Below are 15,400 nucleotides of genomic sequence, written 5' to 3'. Positions count from 1 at the left end.
GAACCTCAAGATCGTTCGTCGCTCAGAGCGGATCATCTGATCGTTGAACCTCGCTCATGTCCAGCTCGAACCTGCCGTACAGGTTCAGATGGGACGGCCGCGCGTCATCGGCCACGCTGCGCCGCCTGGCCGACGGTGGTGTCCCGGTCGCCGAGGAGGCGTAGGTGACTCCGGTCAGGCGTTCGGACAGTTGCCACAGGTGAGCGGCCGTGTCGGTGTCGCGGATGGCGCGTTCGCGGGTGCGGCGTACGGGCTCGCCGCGCAGTTGCAGCGGCCCGTCGGGAACGATGTAGCTGCCGCCGGACAGGTCCGGTACGGTCGCCGCGTACAGCGAGGTCTTCGCTCCTTCCGGCGTCGGGCGGAAGGCTGCGCGCACCAGCAGGCGCGTGAGAGTTGCGTACAGGCGTCCTCTGCCGCTGTTGGCGCCGCCGGTGAGCACGTTGGTGCGGGTGAGCCCGGGGGAGACGGCCATGCTGCGCAGCCGCAGCCCGGCAGCGTCGGCCCGGCGCTGCAGCTCCATGGCGAAGTAGAGGTTGGCGCGCTTGGACTGCACGTAGGCGAACGCCGTGCGATATCCGCGCTCGGCGTTGAGGTTGTGCAGGTCGAAGCGGGCGAAGCGCTGGCCTTCGCTGCTGACGGTGATCACCCGCGGGTCGGGCGCGGCGAGCAGGTGCGGCAGCAGCAGGCCGGTCAGGGCGAAGGTGCCCAGGTGGTTGATGCCGAACTGCGACTCGAACCCGTCGGTGGTCCGGGCGTACGGCACCATCGCCACCCCGGCGTTGTTCACCAGCAGATCGAGCCGGCCACGGTCCCACCCGGCGGCGAACTCGCGGACGGAGGCCAGGCTGCCCAGGTCCACCCGGCGCAGTTCCAGGCGGGCGCCAGGCGCCTCGCCTTGCATGCGGGTCAGCGCGCGTCGGCCCCGTTCAGGGTCGCGGCAGGCCAGGACGACCTGGGCGCCACGGCGGGCCAGTTCGCGGGCGGTGATGTAGCCGATGCCGCTGTTGGCTCCGGTCACCACCACGACCCGACCGGTCTGGTCGGGGATGTCGTGGAAGGTCCAGGGGGAGGGCTGTGCATGATGTGCCACCTCGGAGGAGTGGGGACCAGCGCATCGCAACTTTGAGTTGCGATAGATTGATCCTGTCATTCGCCCTCGAATATCGCAACTTGGAGTTGCAATGCGGTCTGGTCAACCCCCTGCCCGGCCGGTCGGCCGCGGCGCCAAAGTACGCGCCGCCGTCCACGCCGCCACCCTCGCCGAGCTCCTCGACAGGGGCTACGCCGCGCTGACCGTCGAGAACGTCGCCCAGCGCGCCGGGGTCCACAAGACGACGGTGTATCGCCGGTGGAAAGATCGCGAGAGTCTGCTCATCGACGCCCTGGCCGAACACATGGCGACGGACATCCCCGTGCCCGACACCGGCGCGATCGAGACCGACCTGCGGGCGCTGGCGCGCTCGATCGTCCAGGTGTTCACCAGCCCGGCCGGGCAGGCCATCCTGGCCGCCATGTTCACGGGGGCGGCCCACCTTCCGGAGATCGCCGCGGCCCGCCGGCAGGTGTTCGACGACCGGCTCGCCAGAGCTGAGCCGATGCTGAGGCGTGCCGTCGAGCGCGGCGAGCTTCCCGGGGACACCGATCCCGCCGAGGTGCTGAAGACCCTGGCCGCGCCGATCTACCTCCGCCTGCTCATCACCGCCGAACCCGTCGACGAGAGGATCGCCGACCAGGCGGTGCGCGTCACGCTCGCCGCCGTGCGCGCGGGCGCCCTACGGCCGGGGCACGACGATGCGCCGGCCGGCGAGTGAGGACGCTGGTCCGGCGGGCCAAGCTTGGCCTGATCGCACATTCCGGTGGCCCCCGGGGAGGATCCGATCTCCGCCATCGAGCTGAAGCGGGATGCGCTCCACATCGCGAGAGCATGTATTGATCGCCAGTTGTGCAGCGAACAAACGGTCGCTTGGCCGCCCCGGACGTCGGAGGCAGGACGCTCCGGGGACAATGCCCGGGAGGGCGCCGACCTTTCACCGGCATGGCCGCTGTCATCAGCGGAAAGTGGCCGCTCGCCGTAGCAACGGCAGTGCCAGGTCTACCGCGAGCGGTAGTCAGGCCGGTCGAAGGTGTGCACGTTGTCGCTGCCCAGCACCTTGCCGGCCGCTTCCAGGACGACCTTCGGAGTGTCCTTGGTGAAGTACGCCTCCGCGTTGACACCACGGGACTCCGCCGCCCGCTGCAGATGCGTGAGGTCGCTGATGGTCTTCGACAGATTCTCGGCCTTGCCCGGGCCGCCGACCTGGATCAGCTCCCCTTTGGGCCCCAGCACGTCGACCTTGGCGACGCCGCCCTGGCCGTTGGGCAGGGTGTAGCGGATCTCGGTGTCCTTCAGCGCACCGCCTTCACTGATCGAGGCGGCCCGGTTGTCCCTGGCCAGGCTTCCGCCGGTGAGCTGGGCGACCGCCTTCTCGTTCTGGAAGCCCTTCGCGGAGCTCATCTCGCCTGCGCTGGGGCCTGCCATCGAGCGTACGGTCGAGGGCGCCTCCGGCTTGTAGGCTCCCTGCCTCGGTTCGTACGTCTGGGCCGGTCGCGGCTCGTAGCCGCGTGAGACCTCGGGCGCGGGCTTGACCAGCCCTTCGGACGCCGAGCCCGGCTTTCCCCGGCCAGGCCTCCGGCGACTCCGGACACGAAGTCCTTGCGAACGGCTTCCTGCCCGGCCTTGGCGGCGGCCTCGACCTTGGACTCGGGCCCCACCCGGCCTTCGGTGACGTACCGGCCGGCCTGGTAGTCATGCGGGACGAGGACATTGCGGATGACGGTCGGTTCCTTGGTGTCTCTCGTGGGCAGCGCCTTCTTGCTCTCCAGTTCCTGCTCCACCTGCCGGGGCGAGATCTTGGCCGGGTCGAGAGGGCCGCGGCCGAGTTCCATGACGAGCTGGGCGTAGCTCTTGCCGGACCGCTGTTCAAGGTCGGCGCGGATCTGGGATTCGGTCCGTCCGTCCGGGCCGGGGGTCTCCGGTTTGCCGGCCTTCTCGCCGGTCTTGCCGGGGCCGCCGGTCTCCGGGCTCTTGCTCGGCGCGCCGGCATCCGCGGACTGACCCACGCGGGGGTCGGCGGTCTGCGTCGCGTCCGCTGGAGAGGTGCCCTTGGAGGAGGTGGCTTCCGGGCCGCTCATGCCGCCGGCACCGGTGTACTGCTGATCGCTGCACAGTTGTATGGCGTTCTCCGAGGCCGAGCCCCGGGAGACCCCGTCGCCCCACCGGGCCGGCTCGTTCGGGTTCCACGGCAGCTTGATCGCCTCCGGGCCAGCGAGACCCCCGGCACCTCCGGATTCGTGACTCGACCTGTCCGGCAGGGCGGGGCGATCTCCGGGCCGGGACGGTTCGTGCCCCTCCGGCTTAAGCTGCTCGGTGGTTGACTCGGGTGAGTTCAGGCCAGGCCGTTCTGAGCTGGCGGAGCCCTCCGAGCGTCCGGAGACGGACGGTTCGCGGCCCTCTGGCTTGAGCTGCTCGGTGTTCGATTCGCGGGAGTTCAGGCTGGGCCGTTCGGAGCTGGCCGAACTCTCCGTCCCTCCCGGTTTGTCGGTGGAGTGTTGGGTGTGCTCGAGGTCTCGTTCCGACATGGCCGCTCCTCCTATCCCGTGCCGAGTTCCTTCTTGCGGAAGGAGTCGATCTGTTCGGGGTTCGCCGACGGCTCGGCGGGGCGGGCCGCCAGCCCAGGCTCGGGCACCTTGGTGGAGGTGTCCGACTTATCGGGAAGGGAGAGGGCCCCTTCCTTTGACTCGTGCTGCTCGTGGTCGGAGCCTGGGGCGCTGCGCTCGCTCAGGTACTCGAATCCCAGCGTCTGCTGGTTCAACCCCTGTGGTGCGTCGAGGCGGGCCCCCAGGTCGATGCCCTCACCGAACTGCGTCTTCGACGACCCCGCCGCGAGCATGGAGCTTCCCGATGCTTTCTCGGCTGACACGTCGGCTTCGCCGCCGGTTCCGATGCCGAGGCCCCCGGTTTTGCCTCCGCTGGAGCAGAACTTCTGCCCCTCTTGGAGCTGTGCGCCGGCCGCGTCGTAGGCGCGCCGCATCGCCGCCGCGGCCTCGCCCGCCCCCTGCATGCCCGACGCCTCTATCGCCTTGGCGGCCAGTTCCATGCCCTCCCGGTTGAACTTTTCGAACTCCGCCTGGCGCTCCTGCAGCGCATCGCTGCCCTCGTGCGGACGTTTCCCGGCCATCACAGACCCGCCTCCTCGATCACCCTGGCCACGATGCGCCGGCCGCTGCGTGGGGCCTTGCGGCGGTCGTCGGCGAGCATCTGCTGCTCGAAGCAGAGGCACACCCGGCGGGCCGCGGTGTCCAGTGCCGCCCGGGCTGGCTCGGGCAGCTCGTCGGAGGGGAATTCGATCAGCTCGTACGCGGCGTCCTGACAGACCTCCCAGGTGCGGCGCCGCCGCTTGTCCTCCGAGACGGCGTCGATGCTGTCGGCCTCCAGCCATCCGGCCTGGTAGCGGCCGCTGTTGACCAGGTCGGCGACCGCCGAGCGGTACAGGCACAGGGCCGGGTCCTGGGTGCACACCAGATGACAGGCCGGGTACGGCTCGCCCTGTCGGGCATGCAGGCGGTGGGCCGTCTGCTGCAGCGCGCCGATGAGTGCGGCCTCGTTGCGGCCCTGGTTGTCGAGCCGGTCCAGCAGGACGGCGCGCAGCCGGTCACGGAGCTCGGCCGTGTCACTGTAGGACCAGGCGCGCTGGGCTCCGCGCCGGGTGGCCAGCCAGTCGGTCCCGTGACCGGCGAACGCCCGCAGCAACGCGTCGGCGGGAACGGTGGGCGGGCGCCGGGAGTGAAGGGTGGAGACGAGGTCGTCCCACAGGCGGTCCAGGGCGCCCGCCTCGTCGATGACGGAGGTGACGAGGCGGGAGATGACGCGCTGGACGTACTCGTCGCCGGCCAGCAGCCGGGCGGTGTCGCACGTCACCGGATCGGCGCACGTCTCGGCGCAGAACGGCTGCGGCAGGAAGAACGCGGCCAGCGAGCCCTCCTGCCGCCAGCGCGCCATGTGCTGCTGCACCCGGTCGTCCGGCGGCGGCTGCGGCGACAGCGGATCCTTCACCAGCGGCACCCGTACCAGCAAGGGTGCGTCGTCGCCCCCGCCGAAGACGGCGGCCTCGCCGGTCTGAAGGGTGATCAGGGCCTTGGCCTGCTGTTCGTCCATCGCCATGGCTCCGGCCAGCGCAGTGCGGTCGTCGGCTGCGATGATGCGATGCGCGATCTTCAGGTTGGTGTTCTTGATCACGTCGGGCGCCAGCCGGACCGGCACCTGGTCGGCGATGACGACCCCCTGGCCGTAGGCGCGGATCTCCGACAGCAGGTTGGAGAAGGTCTCCACGGCCTGACCGCGCGGGTTGCCCGACTCCTCCGAGCTTTCCGTGCGCACGTTGGCCAGCAGCCGGTGTGCTTCCTCCACGACCAGGAGGTGCACCAGATCACGGCTCTGGCCTCGGGCGCGTCGATGCTCGGCCAGGCGGATCAGCAGCAGCCCGGTGAAGAACGCCTTGTCCCCCTCGTCGCCGAGGGCGTCGAGTTCGACCACGGTCGGCCGGTCGAACAGCACCTCGGGCGGCAAGGACCGGGCCACGTCGAGCATCGCGCCCTTGGCGCCGTGGCGCAGTGACTCCAGGCGGGTGAGCAGGGCGGCGCGCATGTCGCCGGCGATGCGGTCCTCGTAGCCCAGTGCGGGGATGACCTCGCCGACCTTGGCGATCAGATCGGTGAGAGAGGGGAAGGCGTCCTGCGTCCCGGTCAGCTCGCCGAGCCGGATGTTGGCGTTGGTACGCAGATCCCAGCCCCGATCGACGTACACCTCGTGCAGGCACCGCTCAAGGATCTGGGGGAGCGGGGTCCACATCCCGAAGGCCGCGTTGAACACGGCCCTCAGCAGGTCGAGATGCTCGCTGACGGTGGTGCCCGCCGGCACCTCGAACGGGTTGAGGACGAACGGCGCGACGGTGGCCTTGCCCGCGGTGAAGATCTGCACGTCCCGGCCGAGAACGGGATGGTCGATCAGTGCGCGGTACTCCGTCTTGGCGGGCTCGATCACCATGAACGGAATGCCCTGCGCGGCCGCTTCCACCAGCAGGCCCATGATGGTGTTGGTCTTGCCCGAACCGGTGGTGCCCGGGACGAAGACGTGGCGGGTGAGCGAGCGCAGCGGCATCATGTAGGCGCCGCCCATCGGCTGACGATGCTGGAGCACCTGTCCCAGGGGCACCTGAGGCTCCCCGCTGTCGACCCGCGGGGCCACCGTGTCGAAGCGCGGCGCCCGGGTGATCGCGAAGCCGGGCGTCTCCAGGTTCGGCAGGTGCACGTATGCCGACAGTTGCGCCGAGCTCAGCAAAGTCTGTGCTCCGTACGGGTGCTGGTACAGGTTGGGTCCAGGCTGCTCGGGAGCGTCGGGCAGCGCCCAGCGGGCTCCCAGCTCGGCGGCCAGGGGGTGCGGGATCGTCCGCACCGGCTCGGGGATGGACCTGACGCCCGAGTGCACCGCCCGCCATGCGGCGGTCAGGGCGGTCAGGTCGCCGGGCCCGGCGCCGAACAGGTACACGGCCGTACGCCAGCCGCCACGGGCCTGGGCGTCGGAGAGTGCGTCCAGGCGCGCTTGCAGCATGCTCAGGTAGTGCTCGGCCAGCGGGCTCCTGATGCCCGCCGCATCCACGGCCACGGCGACCGCGCGCATCTCGTTGAGCACCCGGTTCCGGTCGGCGCCGAGGGTGTCGGCGTCGACCGGTGTGGCGAGCACGAGAGCGGCCCACCGCAGGCCGTTCATCGACCGCACCAGCCGGTCGATCGGCAGCCCTCCGTCCCGGGGATCCACCGTGGCCGGGCTGGGTACGCCGAGCACGAGCGCGCCATGGTCCAGCCGTGGTGTGGCGACTCCGGCGGCGTTGATGCTCAAGGCCGGGTAGCAGCCGTCCAGTACGGCCAGCAGCATGGCCTGCCGTGCCTCGGCCGCCGCCTCGACCGCCGTGTCGTCCGCGGCTCCCGGCCCGTCGCCGGCCCAGGTGCCCATCCGCACGGACACGTTGTCGCCGTGACCGTCCAGCAGGAACGCCACCGGCGTGCCCGCGCCGGCCAGGCCGACCAGGAGAGGCAGCGTGGGAAGGGTGAAGCTCGGCTCGGGAGCTCGCTTGCCGTCCGGCGGCGAGAGGTCCGGCTCCGGTACGGATTCACGCACCGGCTGCCCGGCTCCGGCGATGTGGACGAGACGGCGCGCGGCCAGGGGCGCCATGCTCCCCGTGGCGCCCGGCAGTGGTGGCATGAGCCGCACCCGCTGGAGATAGTCGACGGCGGCCGTGCTCACAGGATCGACGGTCATGGCAACTCCGGTGGCCATGGAGATGAACACATGGAGATGACGTTGCTGAGGATGATCACGACAATGACCACGAAGAAGAAGATGACCACGACACCCAGCACCATGCGCAGCTGGCGATAGGACTTGGCGCGGACGCGGGCGTTGGTGGTGAGGTTGGCGACCTCCTCGACGCGGAGCGTGCCTTCGCGCCACTTGCCCTCGACGGTGACATGGTCGCCGTTGCTCAGAGCGCCCACGAAGGACAGGCCCGTCATCTCCACGGGGATCGGGGTCAGGCGGTTGCCGTTCGCGTCGTACCGTTCGATACGGAAGTGCCAGATCTCTTCTTCGAGATCGGTGTTTCCCAGGGACCGGTCCTGGCGTTGCTGGAAGTCGCGGACAATGCCGGTGAACCGGGCGGTCTGACCGGCTTGAGGTTCTTCCACCGAGGCGGGCATGTCGCGGGCCCGCCTGGAAGATGCCCCCGGTTTCGGCGGCGTGGGTCGTGTCTTGGGCGGCGTGGATGGTGTCTGGGGCGGCGTGGGTCGTGACGGCGGGGGTGGGCGCTGCCGCGAGGTCGCGGGCGCGGCACAAGCGGGACAGCGCTCCGCGTCCGACGGGACCGGTTCGCCGCAGGAATGGCACGGGCGGGTCAGCGCCGCTCGGCAGCGTTCGCAGTATGCCGAGTCGGCGAGGCTTTCGTACCCACAAGATCGGCAGTGCATTGTTCCCCCAGGTCAAGGATAGCTCGCGCCTCTTGGGAGGGTCACGTCCACCTCGATGGGCGGGAGCGCGGGCGTCTCCTGCTGCCGATCAGAGTGGGTAGCCGTCGTCGATGGCCCACGGGAACGCCGGCGGCGGGTTCGCCGGGATCGCGGTGGACCCGCCCCGCGAACGTCGAGGTCGGCAAGCCGGTCTACTTCAAGGTGACGTTCTTCGGCCTGCCCACCGCGCCGGTCACCTGGAAGGTCACCGCCGGGCCTGGCACCATCGACGCGGCCGGCAAGTACGTCGCCGACCGGCCCGGCGTCGCCGAGATCACCGCCACGACCTCCGGCCGTACGGTGTCGGCGCTGGTGTTCGCGCAGTGCCGGCTGGAGGCGTCCCCGCCGGCCCTCGGCATGCTGGGGCCGCCGCCCAACGCGGCGGCCACGGCTGGGACGGCCTCCGCGCGCGGCCGGCCCGGAACCGGCCGCGTGCCTCCGGGAGCTCGTCAACGCAGGTCGAAAGCCCGGACGGTGGTCTGCTTGACGGAGTTGCCCGCCTCGTCCTTGAGGGTCACGGCGCCCGTGGTGGCGCCGAGTTCCGGATGGCGGGACCGTGAAGGAGTGCGTACGCCCGGCGCGCACGCTATTGGCGGCGTCCAGCGTGTCGCCCAGGTCGTAGCTGACGAACACGACCGGAGCCGGGCGGCAGGGCCGAGCCGTCCCGTACAGCGCTTCCGGCGAGCAGAACGAGCCGGGCAGGCGCTCGGTCCCGACCGGGACGGTCCCTCGACCGTGTCGCCGTTGGCCATCATCGACTCCGCTCACCTGCCCCTTGCTGCGACCGCGACCTCGCCTACGTCGTGGCGGCCCGGACACCGAGGACGACGAGCACCACCGCCGTCACCTTGCCAACCGCACGCTTGAAGCGGGCCTTGTGCAAAATGTGCGCCCCTTGGCGGACAAGGGCCGTCCAGGTCAGCAGCCACACCGCCATCAGCAGGGCATGGGCGGTGGCCAGGGTGAGGATCTGCCCGCTGAGGGGAGGGCCGGGCACGATGAACTGCGGGACCAGGGTCAGGTAGATGGAGGCCGCCTTGGGGTTGAGTACGTTCGCAAGCAGGGCCTGGGTGTAGACGGAGCCGGTACGTTCCGGCCGGTCCGTCAGCTTGGGAGGCGGGGGCAGGGTGGTGGCGCGCCAGGTCCACAGGCCGAGGCCGATGAGGTAGGCCGCCCCGAGGAGTTTGACGACGGTGAAGGCCTGGCTGGAGTGCATGACCAGGGCCGACAGTCCGGCGATGGCCAGGGTCGCGTGGGCGTACAGGCCGCTGACCGTACCGAGGATGATCGGGAGGGCCTGCCGGTGACCGCCGGCCGTGACGTGCTGGATGAGCAGGGTCAGGCTGGCGCCCGGAGTGGCGATGACGGGCAGGATCGCCAGCAGGAACCCAAGGACCGCGTACGTGTGGGTCATGCCTGGAGCACGACGCGGAAGTGAGTGGTGAGGCGGTGGTCGTCGTCCAGGATGTGGAAGGCGAGGCCGGGCGGTTGGTCGCGGTCGGCGGGCTGGTCGCCTTCCCACGGCAGGCGCAGGGTCCAGGTGACGGCCGGTGCGACGATCAAGGGACGACCGGCGAAGGCGGAGGCGGCCGCGGTGTGAGCGTGGCCGGTGAGCACGGCGACGACCTGCGGATGGGCGTCGAGCAGCGCGGCCAGGTCGCCGGGCGCCTCCAGCCGCCCGGAGTCGGGCAACGGGTGGTGGAGCACGACGGGCGGCTGATGGAAGGCGATCAGCGCGGGCGTGTCCGGGGCGAGCCCGTCGAGGGTGGCGTGCATCCAGGCGAGGGTTTCGGCGTCGAGCCGGCCCTCGTCGCGCCCGGGGATGGTCGAGTCGCACATCAGGATGGCGGTGCCGGCGACGTGGTGCACCCGGTTGACGGGGCCGGGCGCGGGTGACCGTCGCAGCAGCGCCTTTCGGTAGGCCGGGCGGACGTCGTGGTTGCCGGGGCAGGTGAGCACCGGGAAGGGGGCGGCCAGGATCTGGGCGGCCTGCTCGTACTCGGCCTCCTCGCCGTGATCGGCGATGTCACCGGTGACCAGCAGGGCGTCGACCGGTCGGGGCAGTGCCCTCAGATAGTCCATGACCTGGGTGGCGCGTCGCGTCGCCCTGTCGGTGCCGTCAAGGTGCAGGTCGCTGATCTGGGCCAAGAGCAACGTCATCGTGCGGTCCTCCCGAGCTGTCTAATGGTTAAATGGGATTTAGCGTTAGGGACCATAGAGGACGGAAGAGGACGTGAGCAACCGGGAGGTTCGAGTGGAGCGCTGGCCGGCACTGGAGCTGGCGAGCACGATCCGCCACGACGGCAACGGCGGTGTCGCCGACGACCTGGCAACGGCGCAGAGCACGACCCGCTGGATCCGGCAGCAGGCCGAGCTGCTGGCCGGCCGCGCCGACGTCGCGGAGCTCGCGGTGGGGGAGGAGCTCAGGAGCGAGATCGTCGGGCTCCGCCGGGCCGTGCGGGCGCTGTTCGCGCACGCGGTCAGCCCAGCGCCCCCGAGCCCGGCCGACGCCCACCGGCTGATGCCGGTCGAGCAGGCGCTGGCGCACCTCAACGCGGTTGCCGCCCGTGAGGCGATCGTCCCGCAACTCGACTGGCCCACGAGCGGAACGCCCCGTACGGCGGTGTTGTCGACCGAGCGCGACGCAGGCGTCCAGCTGATCGCGGCCCTGGCGCGGGCCGCCATCGATTTTCTGAGCGGTCCGCAGCGTGAGCAGTTGCGGGCCTGCAACGCGCCGCGCTGCGTACGCTACTTCGTCAAGAGCCACGGGCGGCAGGAGTGGTGCAAGCCGTCATGCGGTAACCGCGCCCGGGCCGCACGCCACTACCAGCGCCACAACGCCACGACCGCCCGAGAGCTGCCCGGATCCTGACCCCGCATGCTCGGCGCCCAGCTGGTCACCGGCCGCCTCATCAGTGCCAACAGCCGCTACCGGATCTGGGCGGGGGGCTCATGACCGTGGGTGCGCCGGCCCTGCTGCTCCTCGACGGCGACACCCCTGCCGCCCTCGCCTCAGCCCTCACCCTCCCCAGCGGAGCGGGAATCGGGCTGGTGATGCAGAGCACCACCCTGATCGCCATGAACAGCGCCGATCCCCGCGACATGGGCACCGCCAACGGCACGCTCACCCGGGCGCGCACCGTCGGCGGATCGCTCGGCATCGCCCTGCCGGGCACCCTGTACGCCGCCCGGATGAGGGACGGTCTTGCCGCCCGCCTGGGCCCGGCCGAAGCCGACCGCCTCACCAAGGGAGGCGAACTCACCCCTGCTCAGCTCCCGGGCCAGTGGACACCTGTACCGACGCCGCCGGGGTGGCGCTGACCTGGTGGTCACTGCGCTGCCGACCGGGTTTCGGCGGTCAGCCGGGGTGGCGGTCGAGCAGGTCGGCGAAGGCCGCCGCCGCGTTGTCGGCGCGCGCCGGGTCGGCGGCGACCATGCGATCGAGCGCCAGGCCGTCGAGTGTGGCGAGGATGAGGTCGGCGAGCGGCTCCGCGTCGCCCGCCGCGATACCCAGGGCGACGAGGCCGCCCCGCAACGGCTCGCGCCACGGCCCGCGCAGTTGTTCGACGGCGGCACTCCAGCGTTCGGGTTCCTTGGCGGCGAGGACGGAGAGGTCGAGATAGAGCCGGGTCGTCTGCGTGCCGCTCGGGTGCGCGAGGCTGGACCACAGATGCCTGACGAGGTCGGCGACGCTGCGTACCGCCTCACCAGGAGGTTCGGCCGCCGCGGCCAGCCGCTGCTGTGCGAGCGCGAGGGCGGCGCCGACGAGCCGTTCCTTGCTGCCGAAGTGGTAGATCAGCATGCGGTCGCTGGTGTTCAGGGCGGTGGCCAGCGGACGCAGCGACAGCCCGATGAGACCGTGTTCGAGCACGTAGTCCAGCACCTGTTCGGCCAGCTCGGCACGACGATCCATGCCTCGACCGTAGCAGTCTCACCCACGTATGTAGCGCATGCTACATTCATGTGCATGTAGCGACTGCTACAGGCAAAGGGGTGGCGATGATTGTGAACAGACTGGCGCCCGTACTCGCACCGCTGGTGTGGGGAGCGGTCGCGGGGGTGAGTACGCCGCGCGGGCCGCTGACCCCGGCAGCGGCGCTGACCAGCATCGGGCTCAGCCTGGTCGTGGGCGGGGTCGCCGGATACCTCGCGAGGTCGCGATGGGCGATGATCGTGGCGCCGGCGGTGTTCGCCATGGTCTTCGAGATCGTCCGGATCGGTGCGGAAGGGCCGAGCGTCGACGCGCCGCAGGGTGGGCTGTTCGGCGTGCTCGCGTTCCTAGCCGGGCGGGGCGTGCACGGGCTGCTCGCGTTGCTTCCGATGCTCGTCGGCGCTGCCTGCGGAGCCGGCCTTGCCCGATCAGGGCGGGGAACCGGCCTTACCCGATCGAGATCGGGAGCAGGGCGCGTCCGGCGCCGGCTCGGCCGGACGCTGATCGGCGTGCTCGCGTTGATCGTCGCCGCGCCGGCGGTCGGCGTCGCACTGCCCGCGAGCACCGCTCCGATCACCGGTGAGCGTGCCGTCGCCGAGCTGACGGTCATCCCGAGCGGCTCCCATCGGCTCGGGCTGATGATCCGCGGCCGGGACACGGCCAAGCCGGTCCTGTTGTTCGTCCCCGGCGCGCCCGGCGCGGCCGAACGCGGAGCGGTGCGCAGGCACCTGTCCGCGTTGGAGGACCACGTCGTCGTCGCCACCCTCGACCGACGCGGCGGCGGCAGCTCGTACCCGACGCTCGAACCCACCGCCACGCTGACCCCGGCGAGCGAGACCGGCGACATCCTCGCCGCCGCGAACTACCTCAGAACCCGGTTCGGCAAGGACCGGATCTACCTCCTGGCACACTCCGGGGGCACCCTGCCGGCGTTGCTCGCCGTGCAACGGCAGCCGGAGCTGTTCCACGCCTACGTCGGCGTCGGTCAGGCAGTGAACACCGGCGCCGCCGACCGCGTCCAGTACGCCGACACCCTCGCCTGGGCGCGCGGCCACCGTGACCGCGACCTCGCCGCCGCGCTGGAAGCCGTCGGGCCCCCGCCCTATGCCGGCATGTACGGCTACGAGCCGATGCTGCTCGCCGAGAGCAAGGTCTACGCGACCGGGAACGGACAGGGCGGCCTCGACGAGAGCCTGGCGGCGCCCGAATACTCCTTGCTGGACAAAGTGCACCTCATCACCGGCTTCCTCGACGCCTACGATCGCTACTACCCGCGGGCCCGCGACCTCGACCTGCGGACGCGCGTCCCGCGGCTCGCCGTCCCCGCCTACTTCATCGACGGCGCCGACGAGGTCCCGGCACGCAGCCGGCTGCTGAGCGACTGGTACGCCGCACTCGTGGCGCCCCACAAGGAACGCCTCGTCCTGCCCGGCGCCGGGCACCGGTCGCTGTTCGAGCAGCCGGACAGGTTCACCGACATCCTCGTCGGGCGCGTCCTGGCCACAGGCGTCAGAACCTGAGCACCGCGGCCACGTCCGAGACGGCTAGCTGGTGGGGGTCGTCGCGCTGCTCCAAGTGGTCGTCGAGAACCACGCCGACGTCCGGCCCGCGGTCGCGGACCGGACGCCCCCGGCGGAGGCGGTTGCGACCCTGGGTGTGGGGAGCGGCATGGAGGCCGCGGTGCGAACTCGCCGCCCGCAGGACGGAAATCGTGATCATTGAGCACCCTTATCCATGGTGACAACAGCGCGTCCTCGGATGCGAGCATGCGCGCGGTTGACCGGGCGCAGGTGCCCGCGACCGCGGCGGCCGTAGCCGGTGGCCTTCAGCCCGACGGACCGCGGGGGCGCGCCGTTCCTCGCCGGCAGGTCGGGTGGCTGCCTGCGGTGGTTGCGACGTGGCATCTTCCACAACGTTGCGCTGATCGGCGGCCGCGCGAAGACCAGGGCATCAGCATGCCCGATCCCTCGCGCCGGGCGCGCGGCCGAGCAGTCGCAGGATCTCGTCGGACAGAAGCTCGTCCGGGCCCTTGAGAGCGTCGGCGAGCTTCGTGTCCGTGCAGAAGATCATCTCCGCGGCGATGTTGTCCTGCACGATCCGGGCGACGTTGTCCAGGGCGACGGGGATCGGCTTGGAGGGGATCTCGGCCGTGCACAGGTCGATCAGGTGGTTGTCGGCCTGCGCCGGGTCCATGAACTTCTTGATGATGACGGAGTTCTGGTTCAGGGAGGATGTGGTCCAGATCGTGAAGACGACGACGTACAGGCCTTTCCAGGCGTTATCGCCGAGTTGTCCGCGCCAGCGGGTCATGACGTCCGCGACGCCTTCGATCTGCACTTTGGACGCCCAGTACATGTTCGTGCGGATGTTCGGGTACACGCTGCCCGAGTAGTCCTCGAAGGACTCCATGTCGAAGGAGCGGCTTCGTGTGGTGTCCGCGATGAATTCGCGTGATCTGTCGAGAATGTTTGCGCACGACTGCTGAAGGCCGGGTGGAAGTTTCGCCTCGTCGAGTTGCCGCCGGGCCGTGGCTATCGTGGCGGAGACGTCCTGGAGCGGCTGGATCCAGCCGTCCTCCGGCCCCTTGAACGCGACCATGTCCAGGTCGTGCGGATCGATCCTGGAGCTCTGGAACGCCGGGACCCGTTTGGGCAGGTATGGGGCGATGACTGTGAAGATGCCCAGCGGGAGGTGGGCGATCGACTTCGCCAGCTCGAAGATCTCGTCGACCGGGTGCAGCGACTCCAGTGCCTGCCCGTTCGAGACAAGGCTGTACAGACCACCCCGATGGTCGTTCTGGACGACGATGACCGGGCTCAGGTGGTTGATGAGATCGGCTTTCAGGGTGGCGTAGTTCCGCCGCGTGTCGGCGTTGACCGCACGGATCGCGTCGCGTGCCGGCCGTTGTCCGGCCGCATCCGACGGGGATGTGCCGGCGCGCGCGGCGGGGAGGACGTTGCCGCCGAGCAGCGTTGTGGCACCGGCTGCGGTGGCGGTGCCGAGGAATGTTCTGCGTGTGACCACTGTCTGACCTGCCTCTCGAAAGCCGCCGTACCTCACGCGGCAGGACCGGCCAGGGCGACCCTCGTACGTGCGACCCCGCTCGGCCAAGCCGCCACGCGCCGCAGCGACGGCGAGTCCGTCCGCCGACGCCAGGCCCTCCGTCACGTCGTCACTCCCACTCCGGCCCGAGCCGTCGTGGACCGGAGAATTGACGTAATGTTTGTGTATGGTAACGGTAAGTAATGGGTCTGTGGGTTTTCCGGCCCGGGACCAGCGAGGTCCGACAACCGTGGCCATTGCGTCGTAGGCAGGAGAGGGAATGTCAATCCTCAAGGGCGTGTCCACCTCACGCGGGCCTCGGTTCGCCGG

The 15,400-nt window shown here is 70.5% G+C and carries 16 protein-coding genes and 1 pseudogene; 4 read left to right on the top strand and 13 right to left on the bottom strand.

The window, feature by feature from the left end:
• Positions 1–22: 22 nt before the first annotated feature.
• A complete protein-coding gene (locus ACNF49_RS39485) occupies positions 23–1,090 on the bottom strand; it encodes an oxidoreductase (protein WP_482940875.1) in 1,068 nt (355 codons plus the stop codon).
• A 91-nt stretch (positions 1,091–1,181) separates the two neighbouring features.
• On the opposite strand from ACNF49_RS39485, the gene ACNF49_RS39480 reads away from it, so the two are divergent.
• Entirely contained in the window at positions 1,182–1,811 is a 630-nt protein-coding gene (locus tag ACNF49_RS39480; protein ID WP_482940874.1) for a TetR/AcrR family transcriptional regulator, read from the top strand.
• A 281-nt stretch (positions 1,812–2,092) separates the two neighbouring features.
• Here the strand turns inward: ACNF49_RS39480 and ACNF49_RS39475 are convergent, their stop codons facing one another.
• The 9 genes and pseudogenes from ACNF49_RS39475 to ACNF49_RS39435 all read right to left on the bottom strand — a co-directional run bounded on the left by ACNF49_RS39475 (position 2,093) and on the right by ACNF49_RS39435 (position 10,257).
• Positions 2,093–2,494 (bottom strand): hypothetical protein, encoded by a 402-nt coding sequence (locus tag ACNF49_RS39475; protein ID WP_482940873.1) that lies wholly within the window; start codon positions 2,492–2,494, stop codon positions 2,093–2,095.
• Positions 2,491–3,618 carry a hypothetical protein gene (locus ACNF49_RS39470; protein ID WP_482940872.1) on the bottom strand — a complete coding sequence of 376 codons (1,128 nt, stop codon included), beginning with the start codon at positions 3,616–3,618 and terminating at the stop codon, positions 2,491–2,493. Before ACNF49_RS39470 ends, ACNF49_RS39475 begins: the two co-directional genes overlap by 4 nt.
• Before the next feature lie 11 nt (positions 3,619–3,629).
• The gene (locus ACNF49_RS39465) at positions 3,630–4,217 is read right to left on the bottom strand and encodes a hypothetical protein (RefSeq protein ID WP_482940871.1); all 588 of its coding nucleotides are present in this window, start codon (positions 4,215–4,217) and stop codon (positions 3,630–3,632) included.
• A complete protein-coding gene (locus ACNF49_RS39460) occupies positions 4,217–7,354 on the bottom strand; it encodes an ATP-binding protein (protein ID WP_482940870.1) in 3,138 nt (1,045 codons plus the stop codon). The genes ACNF49_RS39465 and ACNF49_RS39460 overlap by 1 nt, the downstream gene beginning before the upstream one ends.
• A complete protein-coding gene (locus tag ACNF49_RS39455) occupies positions 7,351–7,791 on the bottom strand; it encodes a hypothetical protein (protein ID WP_482945727.1) in 441 nt (146 codons plus the stop codon). Before ACNF49_RS39455 ends, ACNF49_RS39460 begins: the two co-directional genes overlap by 4 nt.
• Before the next feature lie 144 nt (positions 7,792–7,935).
• Positions 7,936–8,058: pseudogene (locus tag ACNF49_RS39450) on the bottom strand (double zinc ribbon domain-containing protein); the annotation flags it as partial.
• Between the two features lie 191 nt (positions 8,059–8,249).
• Entirely contained in the window at positions 8,250–8,486 is a 237-nt protein-coding gene (locus ACNF49_RS39445; protein WP_482940869.1) for a hypothetical protein, read from the bottom strand.
• Positions 8,487–8,893: 407 nt separating this feature from the next.
• Positions 8,894–9,511, bottom strand: a complete 618-nt coding sequence (locus ACNF49_RS39440) for a LysE family translocator (RefSeq protein WP_357971372.1) — start codon at positions 9,509–9,511, stop codon at positions 8,894–8,896.
• Positions 9,508–10,257 (bottom strand): metallophosphoesterase, encoded by a 750-nt coding sequence (locus tag ACNF49_RS39435; protein WP_482940868.1) that lies wholly within the window; start codon positions 10,255–10,257, stop codon positions 9,508–9,510. The genes ACNF49_RS39440 and ACNF49_RS39435 overlap by 4 nt, the downstream gene beginning before the upstream one ends.
• Before the next feature lie 73 nt (positions 10,258–10,330).
• On the opposite strand from ACNF49_RS39435, the gene ACNF49_RS39430 reads away from it, so the two are divergent.
• Positions 10,331–10,969, top strand: a complete 639-nt coding sequence (locus ACNF49_RS39430) for a CGNR zinc finger domain-containing protein (RefSeq protein WP_482940867.1) — start codon at positions 10,331–10,333, stop codon at positions 10,967–10,969.
• An 80-nt stretch (positions 10,970–11,049) separates the two neighbouring features.
• The gene (locus tag ACNF49_RS39425) at positions 11,050–11,418 is read left to right on the top strand and encodes an MFS transporter (RefSeq protein WP_482940866.1); all 369 of its coding nucleotides are present in this window, start codon (positions 11,050–11,052) and stop codon (positions 11,416–11,418) included.
• Positions 11,419–11,455: 37 nt separating this feature from the next.
• Here the strand turns inward: ACNF49_RS39425 and ACNF49_RS39420 are convergent, their stop codons facing one another.
• On the bottom strand, positions 11,456–12,010 hold the full coding sequence (locus ACNF49_RS39420; RefSeq protein WP_357971368.1) for a TetR/AcrR family transcriptional regulator: 555 nt from the start codon (positions 12,008–12,010) through the stop codon (positions 11,456–11,458).
• Positions 12,011–12,096: 86 nt separating this feature from the next.
• Here ACNF49_RS39420 and ACNF49_RS39415 point away from each other — a divergent pair, with 86 nt between their 5' ends.
• Entirely contained in the window at positions 12,097–13,548 is a 1,452-nt protein-coding gene (locus tag ACNF49_RS39415) for an alpha/beta fold hydrolase (protein WP_482940865.1), read from the top strand.
• Here the strand turns inward: ACNF49_RS39415 and ACNF49_RS39410 are convergent.
• Together ACNF49_RS39410 and ACNF49_RS39405 are read right to left on the bottom strand one after the other, a co-directional pair.
• Positions 13,538–13,747 carry a hypothetical protein gene (locus ACNF49_RS39410; RefSeq protein ID WP_482940864.1) on the bottom strand — a complete coding sequence of 70 codons (210 nt, stop codon included), beginning with the start codon at positions 13,745–13,747 and terminating at the stop codon, positions 13,538–13,540. The genes ACNF49_RS39415 and ACNF49_RS39410 overlap by 11 nt on opposite strands.
• A 231-nt stretch (positions 13,748–13,978) precedes the next feature.
• Entirely contained in the window at positions 13,979–15,052 is a 1,074-nt protein-coding gene (locus ACNF49_RS39405) for a twin-arginine translocation signal domain-containing protein (protein ID WP_482940863.1), read from the bottom strand.
• Positions 15,053–15,400 lie beyond the last annotated feature (348 nt).

This window comes from Actinomadura sp. ATCC 39365 (assembly GCF_054392275.1).
Note: the sequence above shows the minus strand (reverse complement) of the source record. Positions and strands in the feature narration are given on the sequence as shown.

Coding starts and splice junctions, on each gene's coding strand:
- ACNF49_RS39420 (WP_357971368.1), bottom strand. CDS start 12,010: ATGGATCGTCGTGCCGAGCTGGCCGAACAGGTGCTGGACTACGTGCTC.
- ACNF49_RS39470 (WP_482940872.1), bottom strand. CDS start 3,618: ATGTCGGAACGAGACCTCGAGCACACCCAACACTCCACCGACAAACCG.
- ACNF49_RS39460 (WP_482940870.1), bottom strand. CDS start 7,354: ATGACCGTCGATCCTGTGAGCACGGCCGCCGTCGACTATCTCCAGCGG.
- ACNF49_RS39425 (WP_482940866.1), top strand. CDS start 11,050: ATGACCGTGGGTGCGCCGGCCCTGCTGCTCCTCGACGGCGACACCCCT.
- ACNF49_RS39410 (WP_482940864.1), bottom strand. CDS start 13,747: ATGATCACGATTTCCGTCCTGCGGGCGGCGAGTTCGCACCGCGGCCTC.
- ACNF49_RS39440 (WP_357971372.1), bottom strand. CDS start 9,511: ATGACCCACACGTACGCGGTCCTTGGGTTCCTGCTGGCGATCCTGCCC.
- ACNF49_RS39465 (WP_482940871.1), bottom strand. CDS start 4,217: ATGGCCGGGAAACGTCCGCACGAGGGCAGCGATGCGCTGCAGGAGCGC.
- ACNF49_RS39475 (WP_482940873.1), bottom strand. CDS start 2,494: ATGAGCTCCGCGAAGGGCTTCCAGAACGAGAAGGCGGTCGCCCAGCTC.
- ACNF49_RS39455 (WP_482945727.1), bottom strand. CDS start 7,791: ATGCCCGCCTCGGTGGAAGAACCTCAAGCCGGTCAGACCGCCCGGTTC.
- ACNF49_RS39435 (WP_482940868.1), bottom strand. CDS start 10,257: ATGACGTTGCTCTTGGCCCAGATCAGCGACCTGCACCTTGACGGCACC.
- ACNF49_RS39415 (WP_482940865.1), top strand. CDS start 12,097: ATGATTGTGAACAGACTGGCGCCCGTACTCGCACCGCTGGTGTGGGGA.
- ACNF49_RS39480 (WP_482940874.1), top strand. CDS start 1,182: ATGCGGTCTGGTCAACCCCCTGCCCGGCCGGTCGGCCGCGGCGCCAAA.